We start from the raw sequence: 15,951 nt of genomic DNA, 5'->3' as shown, positions 1-15,951 counted from the left end.
CGGTTCCCTTCAGTAAAGCCCGAGCGCGTCCGGCCCCGGTGCGCAGCGCATCACGGGGCCGATCACGCGGGCCTCGGTCGCATCGCAACGGATCGCCTCACCGTAGCGCACGCGCAGCCGTCCCGGCATGTGCTGCGCCGGCGTCGCATCGGCAGCAGGCAGAACGAAAAGAAAGCGATAGCGCGCGGCAACGCCCGATGCGTCCGCGGCGTCGGCTTCGCGAAGTGCCCGCGCGGATACCAGCCACAGCTTCGTATGCGACGGCGTTTGTCCGTGGTCGCATGCGGCGACGGCATGGCGCAATGCACCGATGCGCCGGATCAGCTCGGCCGAATCGACATGCTCGAACGCGCCGTACAGCATCTCGCCGTGCAGCGCGTTGGCGACGTAGTCCGAACGTTCGATGTCCGCGTAATCCACACTGCCGTCGGGCGTCAGGTACGGGCCGTATTCGCCGTCCCATCCGCGCCGCGTGTTCGACTCGTCGCCGCGCGCGACCAGCGGATGACATGGATGCAGGCCGAGTTCATGGTCGAGCATCGGGATCGCGGTCGGCGCGTCGCTCCGGTTGAAGGTTCTGGACGCATCAGGACTCACGGCGGGCCAGAAGCTGTTGGAGGCAGCGCACAGCTTGATATCTTCGGCGAACGGGCTGCCGAGCCCGAAGGTGGCGAGGAAGATGCCGCGCCGGTTGCCCGCATAGGTGACGTCCCAGCCGGGCGCAAACACGCCCGAAGACGCGTCCGACAGAAACGAGGTCATGCGCGGCATCTGCACGTCCCGGTCCCGCCGCCGCGCCGAGCGTGCCGCCCGGCTGAACGCGACGGCGACCGTCTCGTCACGCGGCGAAAACGCCTGCGTATGGCTGAACGGATCGACGTGATGGGGATTGGCCGGCAGGCGCTCGGCGCTGAGCGATATCGGCGAGCCGCTCCTGAACTGCGACTTCGGATCGATCCGACGGTCCTTGAACCAGCGCTGCAGTTCCGCCTGGTCGGCATACGGGTAGAAGTCCGGCGCGGCAACGACCGAATAGGCGGGGTGTACCGCGTGTCCCGCCAGCTCGGCGATACGGATCGTCACGACGCCTTCGCTGCAGTGATCCAGAAACAGCTGCGCGCGATAGCCGCCTTTGCCGACTTCCCCGAGGAATGCCTGTCGGTCGACGGGATGCGCGCGCATATCCGTGCAGGAGCCGTCCTCATGCGCCTTGTGCCGGATGTTGATGAACTCCGGTGCATTGCGCGGTTCGGGAAATCGAAGCCAGGCGGGCGCGAAATGCGGAAAATAGTGCTGCCGGACGTCGTCGAGGGCGGCCAGCACCAGCTTCCACAGATTCGTGATGATTCTCATCGTCGTGAAGCGGCGGTTGGCGAGCGGGGCCAGCCGCCATCGAGCCGGCACGCCGAAGCCGTGCACGCCGAAGTTGGCCGCGTTCACCGGCTCGATCAGCGGCCGCGCGGCCGGGATCAGGAGCACGGCCGCGCCCGAACGCTTCAGTGCGACTGCCGGGGTGCTCGCGCCGGCAGGCGGGGCCGTGCCGGCGTCCTCGGAGCAGATCGCATACGGTGCGCCGCCCAGATTGCCGGATGGCGACGGTCGCACGCCCCAGCGCGCCTCGACGGCCCGCTTCAGCTTCTCGCCGCGATGGCAATGGCCATATTGCAACGTCAACCGGCGTCCGGGCAGGCATTCATCGGGAAACAGCTTGCGCACCGGTTCGATGAAGGTTCGCCGATCGTCGCCCGCTTGCCTGCCCTCGATCAGCGCGAGCGTGCCGGGGCCGGCGACCCGGCGCACGAGAAACGCGCCATAGCGCGCCGGCATCGCGCGGACATGCTCGACTCCGTCCGGCACGTGCGGCACGAAGCTGCGGGTCTGCTCGTCGTAGCTTGCGTCGACGTCGCCGTTGCGGGCAATGCCGAGTCGCGAGAACACGAGGTCCGCATGCTGCTGATGTCCGGTACGGCGCGCGGGCCGGTACTGGTAAGCCAGCACCGCGATGTCCAGCGTCTGCCAGTCGGGCGGCAACGGCGCCAGCGCATCGATGTAATTCTCCAGCAAGTCGATTGCCTCGAGGCGCACGCCGGCATCCGGCGCCGGGCACGTGGACAGTGCAAGCATGTGATAGACCAGGCTGCGTGCCGGGTCGCCGGGCTCGATCGCCCGCGTGGTGTCCGGGCAGAGATCGTGAATGCGCGGATCGTCCCAGTCGATCGACAGCGGCCGGCTCAGTCGCTTCGCCGTCTCCTCGGGCGTGCCCGAATCGGACAGGTCGAGACCGTGACGTTCGAACGCTGCTCGCCACGGCGCCGGCAACCCGAGCAGCAACGCGTGAACCTCATCGACGAGCATCGACGGCCTCCGGCGGTGGTGCATCCGAAGCGGCCGGCTCGATGTGCTTCGCGTCCCGGAACCCCACGCATGTCGTTCCGGTCGCGGCAGGCCGCGTCTTCAGCGCTTGTTTCAAACGAACCTCACATTCAGGTTCTCGGTTGCCGAGATCAGTGACTAATATAGGTGATTGCAGCTGCAATGAAATGTCGGATTGTGTTCGAAACATTGAATGCCGGCGGCGCGTGGCGTGATTCGCCGGCGGCGCCGTGACTCGATCAACACATGTCGGCGGCCACCTCATGTTGACGCGCAGAACCTTCGTGCTGGGCAGTGCGGGCGTGGCGGGCACGCTGGTGATCGGCTGGGCGTGGTGGCGCCGCGACGACCGGCTGGCCATACCCGCGCAGCTGGCGATGTCGCGCGTCGATGTGCCGCTGAACGGCTGGGTGATGATCAGTTCCGCTAACGACGTGACGATCGTCATGAGCAAATCCGAAATGGGCCAGGGGGTACATACCGGCGCGGCCATGTTGCTGGCCGAAGAGCTGGATGCGGACTGGTCGCGCGTGCGCATCGTCATGTCTCCGCTCGACACGATCTACAAGGACCGCGAATCACTGGCCGACGGCCTGCCGTTTCGTCCCGATGACGACAGCCTCCTCGCGCGCGGCGCGGCGGCCGTGGTGCGCCACGGCGCACGCTATCTGGGTTCGATGGTAACGGGCGGATCGACGAGCATGATCGATCTGTGGGGGCCCATGCGCGAAGCGGGCGCCACGGCCCGCATCATGTTGCGCAGCGCCGCGGCGCAGCTTTGGCAGGTGCCCGTCGCCGAATGCGAGACGAAAGCCGGCGTGGTGCTGCATCGGTCGGGACGCTCGGCGACGTACGGCGAACTTGTCGAGCGCGCGCGGGATGTGCCGCGCCCGGCACATGTCGCGCTGAAGGACCCGAAGGCGTTCACGCTGGTCGGGACACGGCTGGGCCGCATCGAGGCGCACGCGAAGCTCGACGGCAGCGCGCGCTATGGCATCGATGTGCTTCCGGACAAGCTCCTGTATGCGAGCGTCACGATGTGCCCGACACTCGGCGGAACGGCGCTGGCGGTCGACCGGTCCAGGGTCGCCGGCCTGAAGGGCGTGACCGGTGTCTTCACGATCGCGCCATACCACGGCGGAACGGGAGGCGTTGCCGTCATTGCCGACAATCCCTTCATCGCGATGCGGACGTTGTGCGGGTTGCCGGTCACATGGGATCACGGGCCGGCTGCGGGCGTGAATACCGCGGACGTCCGCACGGCATTGACGCGCGCCCTCGACGGCGACGACGGGCGCCACGTGTTCTACGCCGCCGGCGACGCCGATGCGGCGCTGGGCCACGCGAAGCCGTTCGTCGCGCAGTACGAAGTGCCCTACCTGGCTCACGGGCCGCTGGAACCGATGAATTGCACGGTGCGGGTCGACGACGACGCGGCAACGATCTGGTGCGGCACGCAGGTTCCGATGGTGGCACGGCGGGCAGTCGCGGCTCTGCTGGGCCTGGACGAAGACAAGGTGGTCGTGAACCAGCAATTGATCGGCGGGGCCTTCGGCCGGCGGCTCGAGGTGGACTTCATCACGCAGGCGGCCGCCATCGCGCTTCATGCGAAGGGGCGGCCCGTCCAGACGATCTGGTCGCGCCCGCAGGACATGACGCACGACTTCTACCGCCCGGCCTGCGTGGCGAGATACAGCGGCGCCATCGATGCGAGCGGCAGGCTGGTTGCCTGGAAAGGCGTGTCGGCGAGCCAGTCGATCAGCGCGCAGGCGATGCCGCGCACCTTCGGCATGCCGGGCCTCGCCGCGAAATGGCTGCCCGACGCCACCACGGCGGAAGGCGCATTCGACCTGCCCTATGAATGCGCGAACATTCTGGTCCAGCACAATACGGTGACGCTCCCGGTTCCCGTCGGCTACTGGCGCTCCGTCGGACACTCGCATCAGGCATTCTTCGTCGAGAGCTTCATCGACGAGATGGCGGTGCTGGCACGCAAGGACCCGATCCAGTTTCGCCTCGACATGCTCAAGCAGCCGGCGCACCAGCGCCACGTGGCCGTGTTGCGGGCGCTCGTCGCGCTATCCGGCTGGCGTTCGCCGCTGGCGTGGCGTGACGAGACCGGCGCGCGGCGCGCACGCGGCGTGGCGATGCACGAATCGTTCGGCAGCGTGGTCGCGCAAGTCGCCGAAGTCCGGCAGGACGGTGACGGCTTTCGCGTGACGCGCGTGTTCTGCGTGATCGACTGCGGGCTGGCCGTGAATCCGAACCTGGTCGAGCAGCAGATGGAGAGCGGGATCATCTTCGGATTGTCGGCCGCGCTGGAGCAGGCGATCACGATCGAGAACGGGCAAGTCGCGCAGCAGTATTTCGACAGCTATCCGCTGGTCAACATGGAGACGTGTCCCGAGATCGTCACGCAAGTCCTGGCCGGCGGGACCGAGCCGCACGGCGTCGGCGAAGCGGGCACGCCGCCGATCGCGGCGGCCGTGGCGAATGCGCTGTATGCGCTCACGGGTGTGCGTCATCGCACCCTGCCGCTCATCAAGCCGAGCCCGCCCGGGCAAGGAGACGACCGATGGTGTCAGTCCGTATCAACGGGGAAACCACTGACCTCGATACCGAGCCCGACACGCCGCTGCTCTGGGTGATTCGGTGCGAACGGAAGCTGACCGGCACGAAGTTCGGCTGCGGTGTCGGCGTCTGCGGTGCGTGCACGGTGCTCCTGAACGATCAGGCCGTGCCCGCGTGCCAGCTGCCGGTCGGTACGCTGAACGGCGCGCGCATCACCACCATCGAAGGGCTGGACGGCGTCGAAGCGCGGGCACTGAAGAACGCGTGGATTGCCGTCGACGTCGTGCAATGCGGCTATTGCCAGAGCGCCCAGCTGATTGCCGCCACGGCGCTGCTGATGCGCTGCCCTCGCCCCGACGACCACCAGATCGACGAAGCCATGAAGAACATCGCATGCCGGTGCGGCACGTTTCCCCGCATCCGCCGCGCCATTCACCAGGCGGCGCAAGCGCTGGGCCGCTGACCGGCGCTTCCGCCCGATCAGTGGCCGTTGGCATGCGTCGTGATCTGGATGAAATCGGCAGCAATGCGCCCCTCGCCATATCTGGCCTCGAACAGCTTCAATTGCCGCCCGATTGCCGCGAGATAGGCGGCGCGCGGCTCGGATGAAGGCCGTAATCCGTCGAACAGCGGTGCGGGCGTGACGAGGAGCACGATCATCTCGGTGCCGAACGGCGGGCCGATCACCCACTCGCCCATGCTGCCGATCGTCGCGGCGTAATTCGGCGGCGCCTGGTTGTCGCGTTCGCGGCTGCTCGGCACGAGATGCACGACGCTCCCGTTCAGCACGTAGTAATCGACGTTCACATACGACTCGTAACCGGGTGTCGTGATGTCGATGACGAGCGGGCTGCCTTCCGCGAGATGCGCGTCCGGCGCTCGCGTGCGGAGCGACGCGGCGTGTGACGACGCCTGATTCGATCGCCAGTACGGGGCCAGCGCGCTCACGACCTCGCAATCGCGAGCATCGACCGGACGCACGTCGAGCCTCGCCGCTTGCCCGCCAGCCAGGCCGCCGAGTGCGCTGCGCACGCGGCCGATGCCGACGCCGGCTTCCGTATAACCGCGCACCTGCAGCACGCGATCCTGCACCGACGCAACCAGCGCCGAACACGGTACGCGCGCCAGCGCAGCCGTCACGGCCGCCAGCGAGATCGCCGGTGCGGGTGTCGGTGCCGGTGCCGGTGCTGCCGGCGGCGGCACGCTTGCAGCAGCGGGCACGGCGTTCGCGGCGGCCGCCGGCGCGCTGCCGGCACCGGCGCTCGCCGTCGCGCCATTCCCGCCGCCGGCGGTCGCGTGCGCGACCGTATCCGCGGCGGGGCGCCCGTGACCGCTGCGCGAAAGCGCCTGGTAGCCGTACCAGAGCACGGCGACCGCCGCCGCCGTGCAAGCGCCCACGGCCACCCCCACGCGTACGCCCGATGCCCGGGCGGGTTGCTTGAGCACGCCCATGCCTTCCAGGAACTGGTTGACGCTGGGCGTGCGCGCCGCGCGGTCGAACGACAACGCGGCGCTCAAGGTTCGCCATTGCGTGCGATCGAGACCGGGATGACGCTCGGGCCGCAGGTGGTCGTGACGCGCCTGGGTGGCCGACAGCCGATTGAACGGATGGTGCCCGGTCAGCAATTCGTAGGTGACGCAGGCGAGCGCGTAAACGTCGTCGCGCGGATCCGGCTCGAGATGCTCGAACATCTCCGGGCTCGCATAGGCCGGCGTGATGCCGCCGAGGCTCGCCGGGTCGAACACGGTCACGTCGGGATCCTCGTCGCGGCGCTGGAATGCGCGCGCAATCCCGAAGTCGATCACCTTCACCTCACCGCGGTCGGTCAGGAACACGTTGGCGGGCTTGAAATCGCAGTGAACGAAGCCGCGCTCGTGCGCGTAGGCCAGCGCCTGGCCCATGCCGGCGATGATCGGCAACGCGGCATCGATCGGCACGCCCTTGAAGTCCGGCGCGCGCAGCACCTTGCTGAGCGGCCGGCCCGACAGATACTCCATCGTGAGGTAGACGAGCGGACCGTCGCGATCGAAGTCGTAGACGGTGACGATGTTGCGATGGGCGAGCGTCTGCGCCTTGCGGGCCTCACGCTGAAGCGCGATCAGCGACGTCGGCTGGCCGCGAAACTGCACATTGAGCACCTTGATCGCGATGTGCGGCTTGCGATCCGACGCCTCCAGCTTGCGCAGGTCGAGCGCCTTGTACACGGTACCCATGCCGCCGACGCCCAGGCACTCCTCCAGCACGAAGCGCCCGTTCAGCGTGTCGCCGATGCCTTTCACGTGCTCGCCGTCAATGGACAGTGCGTCGCCCGACGGCCCGGGCGCGATGCCCGGACGCGCGTCCGGCCGAAGCGGGCTCTCCTGGATCCGGGTCGCGTCGCCCGCGGATGCCGTTCTGTCGCGACACCGCTCGAGGCGTTTCAGCACTTCCGCATAGATATCGTCCGACAACGGCTGCGTGGTTTGCGTCTGGTCGAGCACTTCGCGCAACCGCGCGCAATCGACCTGATCGGTCGCCAGCACACGGTCGATCTCCGAGAAGAACGCTTCCTGCGACAGCGTCCCGCTCTGGAATGTCTGAATCAGCTGCGCAAAGCTCATCATTCGTATGCCGTCTACTCAGCTTCAGCTTGCCGACCCGCTTCGGCGTCCCGCGGCGCCGCCAGGGCAAGGACTGTCGATGACGTACCCGTGCAGCGCGACATGCCGGTGATGCACCGGACACCATCGACGCTGCACGCGCCGCCACGTCATCGTCAGACGAATCCGGCTGCGCGCCGCACCGGCCGCAGGCCTTCTGACAGGACGTCTAACAAATCATACTAGTCTGCGCTCACGCCCTGTGCAATCGGTGCCGGAACTAGAATTCACGTCGATCGATCGCCGACCGGCTGCAGGTTTTCGCCGTCCACGCGCGCCCGCGCTGCCGGGTCGATTTTCCAGCGCGCGCGGCCGTGCGGCGAACCTATACTGGACAGATTCCCGGTACGTCGGCACATCGCACGATGCTGCATGGCTGCCCCTCTTTCATCCGACTTCGCGGAGTCAACCATGGGCGTGCTCGTCATCAACGATCTTCCCGAAAGCGTCGACCTCGACCGCCAGGCGATGGCCGCCATCAGCGGTGGCGCGCGGGTCCGTGCGCATCAGACGATGCTCGCGCCGCAGCCTTTCCCCTATCTGCACACCGATGCCCGCGGGGCCGCGTTGAAGCATGCACCGGCGGCCGAAGCCGCGGTGTCCCCCGCGCGCCCGACACTGTTGCGTTGACGGACACACTACCCGGCCGGCCACGCACGGTCAGGCCGCCTGCGGCGTCATCGCGGGCCGCCGATCGGCCGGCGGGAACACGCACCACGAGCCATCGTCGTGACGAAAGAAGAAGATCGCGATCGTGCCGGCCGGATGCACGGCCTCGACGCAGACGAAGCGCCGCCGTTGCGCGGGCAGGCGGCTGAAGCGCACGATGCGCGCCGGCACGCGCGCGCTCGGCGCGAGCCACTTGTCGACCTGCATGCGCAGCGAGGATTCGGTTCCGTTCATTTGAGCCCCCTGATGACGATGTCGAACGCGCCGGGACGTCGCTCATGCGACGGCGATGGCGGCCGCGGCGCCTCGTGCGCCCGCGCGCCGCGCCGCGAGCAGCGCGCGGCAGACGGACAGCGCGAACCGGACGGCCGTCCGCGGATGCATGACGCAGGTGCGAACCTGCTCGCTGTGGCCCGTCCCTTCCACGCACCACGTGCAGAAGTGCTCGCAGTTGTTCGTGAGCAGGCGATAGCGGTTTTCGCCCAGACGCGAACGCGCGCGCAGTACCGCGGTGCGTCCCGCATAGGCGGCGTACGGATGCGGCACGACGCGCACCGCGTGACCGGCGGCGAAGCGTTCGAGCGTGACTTCCTCGATCGGGCCGCGATGCAGCGACGTGCACAGCCCCGCGTAGTGGACGACGCGCCCGTCGCCGACGTAGATGCCGTGATGGCTGTAGGCGCCGCGATCGGAAACCAGGTGCGCACCGAGCGGCAGCGCGTCGACGCCGCCGGACAGCGAAGCCGCCTGCGCGCTTGCGTCCGCAGCGCTGTTCACTGGTTGAAGGTCGCGTTCCATGACGGGCTCCGTCTGCAGGTTGGCGGCCGCCCGTGTTGCTCATGGGTCAGCCGGTTGCCAACTAACCTGCATCAAGCGTGCCACTCTTCGCGGCGCCCGCCGTGCAAGGCCTGGCGGGAAGCGCCCGGCGAACCGCGCACCGCGCTGTCGCCGCGCGGCCAACCGTTTACCGGGGATTTTGTTGGTGCGGCAGCACCAGTCGGCGCGCCCGACCGCCGTCTGCATGTGCCGGAGCACGTGTCGGTTTCGCGGCCACGTTCGTGGCCCCGACTGTTGGCTCGCGTACAACCATTGCGGGACGAGGCCGCGACGCACTAGGATGCAAGCAACGCGTGTCGATCGCGCCTTGCCTTGCCGCGTGTGGCGCCCGGGCGGATCGACGCCCGCGCCCGGGCCACGCACGCGGGTCGTGTCACGCATGGCACGGGGTTTGCACGTATCGGGTACCCGGTTCGTCGGCAAGCCCCATTCGGAGACGCATCATGACCACGCTCGCAATTACCGACCTTCACATGCAGCGCGACATCGACCGCAAGACGATGTCGTTCATCCGCGGCGCAGGCGCGCCGTGGGTATTCGGCTGGATCCAGCCCTACACGCCGCCGGCGCCTGCGTTCGGGCCGGTCGTCAACCTCTATCAGACGTACAACACGTTCTACGCGAACCAGGTTCTCAACCAGATCCAGAACATCGACGTCGCGAATTCGGCGCCTGGCGCGAACATCGTGGTCGGGGTCGGCGCGGACGGCAGGAACCGGCTCGTCTAGCGCCGGTTTCAAGCCAGCCGGCAACGCGGGTTCGCAAGCCCTGATCGGCATGAACCCGCCCTGAACGAAAAGGAATGGCGCGCCGTGAGCGCAGAACTGCAATGGACTTCGGCGTCACGCACCGACGTGGGCCGGGTTCGCGAGATCAACGAAGACGATTGCCTCGCGTTGCCGCACCGTGGCCTGTGGGCCGTTGCGGACGGCATGGGCGGACATTCGGCCGGCGACCTCGCGAGCCGGATGATCGTGCAGGCGCTGGATCGGCTGGCCGCCCCGGCCACGCTGGCGGACTTCATCGCGGCGGCGCGTACCGCGCTCGATGCCGTCAACGCGCAATTGCGCGAATCGGCCGCCCGGCGCGGCGTGCGCATGATCGGCAGCACGGTGGCGGTGCTGCTCGCGAGCGGCCGCCAATGCGGCTGGCTGTGGGCCGGCGACAGCCGGATCTACCTGTACCGCGACGCGCGCCTGACGCAACTCACGCTCGATCACAGCCACGTCGCGGAACTGCAGGCGCAGGGCCACCTGAGCGCACAGCAGGCGCGCCATCACCCGTCGCAGCACGTGATCACGCGCGCGGTCGGCGCCGCCGAGCAGCTGCAGCTCGACGAACGACGCATCGACGTATGCGACGGCGACATGTTTCTGCTGTGCAGCGACGGCCTGAGCAACGAGCTCGACGAAGCCGACATCTCGGCCGCCCTCGCCTGCGGCGATTGCGCGCGCGCAACGGACGAGCTCGTCGCCCTCGCGTTGCGCGCGGGCGGCCGGGACAACGTCACCGCGGTCGTGATCCGCGCGTCCGATCCCGATGCGTCGGACCGGACGCTCGCCAATCCTTCCGTGCGACGCTGAACGATCGCGCGACGCCTACGCGTCCTTGTCGGGCGTCGCGGGGTCCTGATGACGGAACGCTTTCGAACGGATGCCGTGCTTCTTGAGCAGCATCTGCAGGTGCGACCGGTTCATCTCGCAACGGCGCGCCAGTTCGGCCACGGTGCCGCCGGTCTCCTGCAACCCGCGTTCGAGAAATGCACGCTCCGCCTCGTCGCTTGCCGCACGCTTCGCGTCGCTGAGCGACATCGGCCTGCCTGACGCGCCGTCATCGGTCGCGCGAACGGCGGCCGACCCGGTTTTCGGCCGGATATCCTCGGGCAAGTGCTCGATATCCGCGACCTCGCCGGCGAGGCACGACAGACGGTAGACGAGGTTGCGCAGTTCGCGGATGTTGCCCGGATACGCGTACGTCAGCAGGAAGTCGCGCAGCTTCGGCGTCGTTTTCAGGGGCCTGCGCTTCAGTGCCCCTGCCGCCTCGTCGCCGAAGTAGGCGAGCAAGAGCGGGATTTCGTCGCGACGCTCGCGCAGCGCGGGCAACGTCAGATGAATGACGCTCAGGCGATAGAACAGGTCCTCGCGAAAGAGCCCCTGCTCGCTCAATTGCCGCAGATTCTTGTTGGTGGCGGCGACGATGCGCGTGTCGACGCTGATCGGCTCGTCCGAGCCGACCCGCTGGATCTCGTGCGATTCCAGCACGCGCAGCAGCTTGACCTGGCCCGACAGCGGCAATTCGCCGATTTCGTCGAGGAAGATCGTGCCGGTGTGCGCGCTCTCGAACTTGCCCTTGCGATCGTTCGACGCGCCGGTGAACGCGCCGCGCCGATGGCCGAACAGCTCGGATTCGAGCAGGTTGTCTGGAATCGCGCCGCAGTTCACCGAGATGTAGGGCCGGTCGGCGCGCGCCCCGTTCGCGTGGATGACTTTCGCCATCAGTTCCTTGCCGGTCCCGCTCTCGCCGTCGATCAGCACCGGCAGATCGGTCGGCGCGGCCTTCTCGGCGATTTCGAGCGCGGCGAGCAGCTTCGGGTTGTCGCCGAAAATGCCCTCGAAGATGAAGCTGCGCTCGATCAGCGCCTGCCGCCGTCGTTGCACCGCGGGCGCGGGCGCCTCCGGCGCATCGGCCGAATCGGCTGCGTCGGGCGCCTGCGGCGCGGCCACGGCAGCCTCGACGAAGCGCTCCTTGCGCGACATCTGCATCACTTCGTCGCGCAGCACGTTCGCCTGATTGAGCAGCTTCTCGATGTCGACACGCTCGAGCTTGGGCGCCCAGCGCAGCATCGAGCGCAGGATCTCGATCTTCTCGAGCAGGCCGGCATACGAGACCGCGGAGTTGCCGAATCCGTGCGGGTCGAAGAGTTTCATGATGCGCCCAGCTGTTTCTGCACGAGCTGGTAATACATGCCCTGAAGGGCGACCAGCTCGTCGTGCGAGCCCTGTTCGACGATCGCGCCTTCGTACAGCACGAGGATCTTGTCGGCCCGCATGATGGTGCTGAGCCGGTGCGCGATGATCACCGCCGTGCGCCCTTGCAGGATCTCGTGCATGTTCGCGAGGATGTTGCTCTCCGACTGCGTGTCGAGCGACGAGGTCGCCTCGTCGAACACGAGCAGGCGCGGGTCGTGATACAGCGCGCGCGCGATGCAGAGCCGCTGGATCTGGCCGCCCGACAGGCCCACGCCGCGCTCGCCCACCACCTGCTCGTAGCCGAGCGGCAATTTGCTGATGAAGGCGTGCGCGTCGGCCATCCGGGCGACCTCCTCCATGCGGCGCCAGTCGGGGCTCGTGTCGCCGCAGGCGATGTTCTCGGCAATCGAGCCGGAAAACACCAGGTTGGACTGCATCACATAGCCGATCTGCTGGCGGTAGTACGCCTTGTCGATCGCGCTCATGTCGTATCCGTCGACCACGATCTTGCCGTCCGTGGGCGCATAGAATCCCACCAGCAGCTTCGCCAGCGTGGTCTTCCCCGAACCGCTGCGCCCGACGATGGCCACCATCTCGCCGCGCTTGATCGTGCAGTTGATGTTCTCGAGCACATAAGGCGTTTCGTTGCCGCCGTAGCGGAAATACACGCCCTCGAAGCCGATGTCGCCCTGCAGGTCGGGCAGCAGCACGCGCGAGGCCAGTCCGGACGGCTGCTGCTCGGGCTCGATGTCGAGGACGTCGCCGAGCCGTTCCATCGCCACCGCCGCGTCGTTCATCAGGCTCCACATGCCGACGAGTCCCATCAGCGGCGCCAGCACGCTGCCCATGAACGCATTGAAGGCGATCAGTTGCCCGATGCTGAGTTCATGGGCGAGCACGAGGTTCGCGCCGACCCACAGGATCACGATGGTGGTCGCCGCATTCAGCAGCTGGCTGCCCAGCGCGACCAGGATGTTGAATGCCTGCGCGCGGTACTGGACGTCGAGCGCCTTCGCATACTTGCGCTCCCACTTCAGCCGCACCGAGCGCTCGATGCCCATGCCCTTCACGGTCTCGACGCCGCCGAGCGTCTCCATCAGCAGCGACTTCGCATCGGTGGACGCGGCGAACACCTCGCGCGCATAGCCTTTCAGCTTCGGCGTCGCGAGCGCGGTGAGCGCCATGATCGGGATCACGAACGCGATCAGCACCAGCGTCATCTTCACGTTGTAGAGGAACATGATCGTGAAGTAGATGAAGATCATCAGCAGATTGAGCGCGGTGGTCACGGTGGACTCCGTCAGGAACGCCCGGATCGTCTGGTTCTCCTGGAAGCGCGCGAACACGTCCCCGCTCTTGCGGCGCGCGAAGAACGAATACGGCAGCGACATCGTGTGTTTGTAGAACTGCGACATCATCGCGAAGTCGAGACTGCGCACCATGAAGTTGGAGAGATGCGCGCGGATCGTGGTCATCAATTGCGTGAACACGTGCGAAACGACGAGCCCGGCGATCAGCAGATGCAGCAGGCTCACGTTCTGGTGCACGACGACCCCGTCGAGGATGTTCTGGATGATGAGCGGCGGTATGACGCCCAGCATCTGGATCACGAACGTCGCGAGGAACAGGTGCGCGAGGATCTTCCGGTAAGGGCGCAGATAGCCGATGAAGCGCACCCAGGGCGAGCGTGACTCGACCGGCGCCGCGGCCGGCCCGCTCGCGGTAAACAGCAGGCAGGTGCCGCTCCAGCCGCGCTCGAACGCCTCGACGCTCAGCTTCCTGAAGCCGAGCGCCGGATCGGCGATCCGCACCCACGACTTCGACACGCCGTACACGACGACGTAGTGGTAGCCCTCCCAGTGCACGATGAACGGCAGGTCGAACCCGAGCAGCGCCTCGTACGTGCACTGCACGCCGCGCGTCGCGAAACCGACCGCCTCGCCGGTGCGCGCGAGGCTGTCGAGCGTCGCGCCCTGGGTCGTCACGTTCGCCAGATCGCGCAGCTTGCCGAGCGTCATCGCGACGCCGTAGTGACGGCAGATCATCGCGAGGCACGCGGCCCCGCAATCCATTTCCTCCGCCTGCTCGACCAGCACGAAACGCTTGATCATGCGCTCGCCGAACGCGGCGTCGGCGCCGATGTCGATCTGCAGCGGATGGCGGCGCCGTTCGGCGAGCTTCTTCTGCCGCTGCAGTTCCTGGTCGACGAAGCGGATGCGCTCCTCGAGCACCTCGCGCAATTTCGGGTTGCGCTCGAGCATGAAGTGCACGGTCTTTTCCGGAATGACGAGCAGGCGCGTATCGGTGACGGCGGTGACGGTCGCCGCCTGCTCCTGCCGCAGCAGGCACGCGCGCTCGCCGAAGATCTCGCCCGCGCCGAGCGTCGCGAGCGGATAGTCGTTGCCGTCCTCGCGGCACGAGACGCTGACCTCGCCCTGGCGCACGACGTACAGCCGCAGGTCGCCGCCCGGGCCCTGCCGGACGATCTCCTTGCCGGCCGGCACGCGCTTCACGCCGACGCTCGACACGTATTCCTCGAGCTCGGCGCGCGTCAGCTTGCCGCGCAGGTCGAACAGCCGCGTCACGAAACCGCCGGCCGAGCTGATCGCGACATAGCTCGTCACGAACGACTGCGCGGCCGGGTTGTCGCGCAGGATCGGTTCGATCGCGCTGCGCGGGATGCACAGCACCTCGGTCTTCGTCGACGCGCGCACCGACACCTCGTGCCAGTATTCGCGCAGCATCGCCATTTCACCGAACACCTCGCGTTCCTTGCGCACGCCGACGCTGGTTTCCTTGCCGCGCTCGTCGGCGATCAGGCGCACGGACCCGCTGCGCAGCACATACAGGCCCTCGGCCAGGTCGCCGCGATTGCAGACGGTGTCGCCGAACGCATAGGTGCGCACCTGCGCATGGGCGGCCATGCGATCGAGTTCGTCGTGCGAGAAGAGCGACAGCGGCTCCACCGACGCGAGAAACGCCGCGAGCGACGGGGTGCTGGCCGGGGCGGGGGCTTGTGCGTCCATCGATGCGGTTCTCCGTGATCAGCGTGCCTCGATGATGTGTTCCTGCGCGCGCTCGGCGAGCCACTCCTCGCGCAGCAGGCGACGCACCTCCGACGCGACGTCGGCGTCGAGCGCGGCCGGGTGTTTCGCGGTCACCGAGAAGATTTCGAAGAACGTGCCGTCGGGCGCCGCGAACGGCCCGAGCAGGTCGCCCACGTGCGCGTTGAACACCTTGGCCTCGATATCCGTCTTCAGCGAGCCGCGCAGCACCTTGCCGATCACGCCGCCGCGCTCGCTCGTGTCGGCGATCGAATGCTCGCGCGCCATGTCGCCGAAGCAGCCCGGGTCGTCCTCGAGGATCGCCATCATCTCGCGCGCCTTGCCCTCCGAATCGAGCACGATGTGGCTGACCTCGATGCTGTCGAACTTCGGCGAATTGAGCTTGAAGTACGCGTCGACGGCCGCATCGCTGCACACCGTGTCGAGCGTCTTTTCCTGGTACAGCGTATCGGTGATGAAGCGCTCGAACTCGTCGAGACTGACGCCGAACACGTCCAGGTAGCGGTTCATGTCCGCGGCGCGGTGCAGCCCGCGCACGCGGCGAAACTGGTCGGCACGCTCCTGGATTTCTTCCGGCGTGACCTGCATGCCCATCTTCCTTGCCGCGATCACCGTCAGCCGGTCGCGAACCTGCTGTTCGACGAGGCCCTCGAACTGCCCGCTGAGCTTCAGCACGCGAATGAAGTCGTCGGTGCCGATCACCTCGTCGTCGATACGCACTATTGCCGTCATCTCGTTCCCCTTGATCCCTGTCAGCGGCGGTTCGCCCTGATGCGCCGCCGGTGCCTCGCCTCACCGCTTGCCTGCGTTCCGCTACGCCGTGGCGG

12 protein-coding genes are annotated in these 15,951 nt (G+C 67.5%); 5 read left to right on the top strand and 7 right to left on the bottom strand.

Annotated elements, in window-relative coordinates; all coding sequences use genetic code 11:
- Positions 1 to 9 precede the first annotated feature (9 nt).
- A complete protein-coding gene (locus tag NQV17_RS11405) occupies positions 10 to 2,355 on the bottom strand; it encodes a hypothetical protein (RefSeq protein ID WP_257772340.1) in 2,346 nt (781 codons plus the stop codon).
- Between the two features lie 281 nt (positions 2,356 to 2,636).
- Here NQV17_RS11405 and NQV17_RS11400 point away from each other — a divergent pair, with 281 nt between their 5' ends.
- Together NQV17_RS11400 and NQV17_RS11395 are read left to right on the top strand one after the other, a co-directional pair.
- On the top strand, positions 2,637 to 5,021 hold the full coding sequence (locus NQV17_RS11400) for a molybdopterin cofactor-binding domain-containing protein (protein ID WP_257772339.1): 2,385 nt from the start codon (positions 2,637 to 2,639) through the stop codon (positions 5,019 to 5,021).
- Positions 4,949 to 5,407, top strand: a complete 459-nt coding sequence (locus NQV17_RS11395) for a (2Fe-2S)-binding protein (RefSeq protein WP_257772338.1) — start codon at positions 4,949 to 4,951, stop codon at positions 5,405 to 5,407. The genes NQV17_RS11400 and NQV17_RS11395 overlap by 73 nt, the downstream gene beginning before the upstream one ends.
- Positions 5,408 to 5,424: 17 nt before the next feature.
- Here NQV17_RS11395 and NQV17_RS11390 read toward each other — a convergent pair whose 3' ends face one another.
- Positions 5,425 to 7,548, bottom strand: a complete 2,124-nt coding sequence (locus tag NQV17_RS11390) for a serine/threonine protein kinase (protein WP_257772337.1) — start codon at positions 7,546 to 7,548, stop codon at positions 5,425 to 5,427.
- 447 nt (positions 7,549 to 7,995) lie between these two features.
- On the opposite strand from NQV17_RS11390, the gene NQV17_RS11385 reads away from it, so the two are divergent.
- The gene (locus NQV17_RS11385) at positions 7,996 to 8,214 is read left to right on the top strand and encodes a hypothetical protein (protein WP_257772336.1); all 219 of its coding nucleotides are present in this window, start codon (positions 7,996 to 7,998) and stop codon (positions 8,212 to 8,214) included.
- Positions 8,215 to 8,244: 30 nt separating this feature from the next.
- Here NQV17_RS11385 and NQV17_RS11380 read toward each other — a convergent pair whose 3' ends face one another.
- On the bottom strand, positions 8,245 to 8,487 hold the full coding sequence (locus tag NQV17_RS11380) for a hypothetical protein (protein WP_257772335.1): 243 nt from the start codon (positions 8,485 to 8,487) through the stop codon (positions 8,245 to 8,247).
- Positions 8,488 to 8,529: 42 nt separating this feature from the next.
- Complete coding sequence (locus NQV17_RS11375) at positions 8,530 to 9,051, bottom strand: lecithin retinol acyltransferase family protein (protein WP_257772334.1); 522 nt, start codon at positions 9,049 to 9,051, stop codon at positions 8,530 to 8,532.
- 482 nt (positions 9,052 to 9,533) lie between these two features.
- On the opposite strand from NQV17_RS11375, the gene NQV17_RS11370 reads away from it, so the two are divergent.
- Both NQV17_RS11370 and NQV17_RS11365 read left to right on the top strand, forming a co-directional pair.
- Positions 9,534 to 9,818, top strand: coding sequence for a hypothetical protein (locus tag NQV17_RS11370; protein WP_044846565.1), 285 nt, complete (start codon positions 9,534 to 9,536; stop codon positions 9,816 to 9,818).
- An 84-nt stretch (positions 9,819 to 9,902) separates the two neighbouring features.
- Entirely contained in the window at positions 9,903 to 10,673 is a 771-nt protein-coding gene (locus tag NQV17_RS11365) for a PP2C family serine/threonine-protein phosphatase (protein ID WP_044846564.1), read from the top strand.
- A gap of 15 nt (positions 10,674 to 10,688) precedes the next feature.
- On the opposite strand, the gene NQV17_RS11360 is transcribed toward NQV17_RS11365, so the two are convergent.
- The 3 genes from NQV17_RS11360 to NQV17_RS11350 are packed head-to-tail and all read right to left on the bottom strand — an operon-like array spanning position 10,689 to position 15,856.
- Positions 10,689 to 12,017 (bottom strand): sigma-54-dependent Fis family transcriptional regulator, encoded by a 1,329-nt coding sequence (locus NQV17_RS11360; protein ID WP_257772333.1) that lies wholly within the window; start codon positions 12,015 to 12,017, stop codon positions 10,689 to 10,691.
- Positions 12,014 to 15,085, bottom strand: coding sequence for a peptidase domain-containing ABC transporter (locus tag NQV17_RS11355; protein ID WP_257772332.1), 3,072 nt, complete (start codon positions 15,083 to 15,085; stop codon positions 12,014 to 12,016). Before NQV17_RS11355 ends, NQV17_RS11360 begins: the two co-directional genes overlap by 4 nt.
- 18 nt (positions 15,086 to 15,103) lie before the next feature.
- Positions 15,104 to 15,856 (bottom strand): peptidylprolyl isomerase, encoded by a 753-nt coding sequence (locus NQV17_RS11350; protein ID WP_257772331.1) that lies wholly within the window; start codon positions 15,854 to 15,856, stop codon positions 15,104 to 15,106.
- Positions 15,857 to 15,951 lie beyond the last annotated feature (95 nt).

It is taken from the genome of Burkholderia sp. SCN-KJ (assembly GCF_024656005.1).
Classification (GTDB): domain Bacteria; phylum Pseudomonadota; class Gammaproteobacteria; order Burkholderiales; family Burkholderiaceae; genus Burkholderia.
Note: the sequence above shows the minus strand (reverse complement) of the source record. Positions and strands in the feature narration are given on the sequence as shown.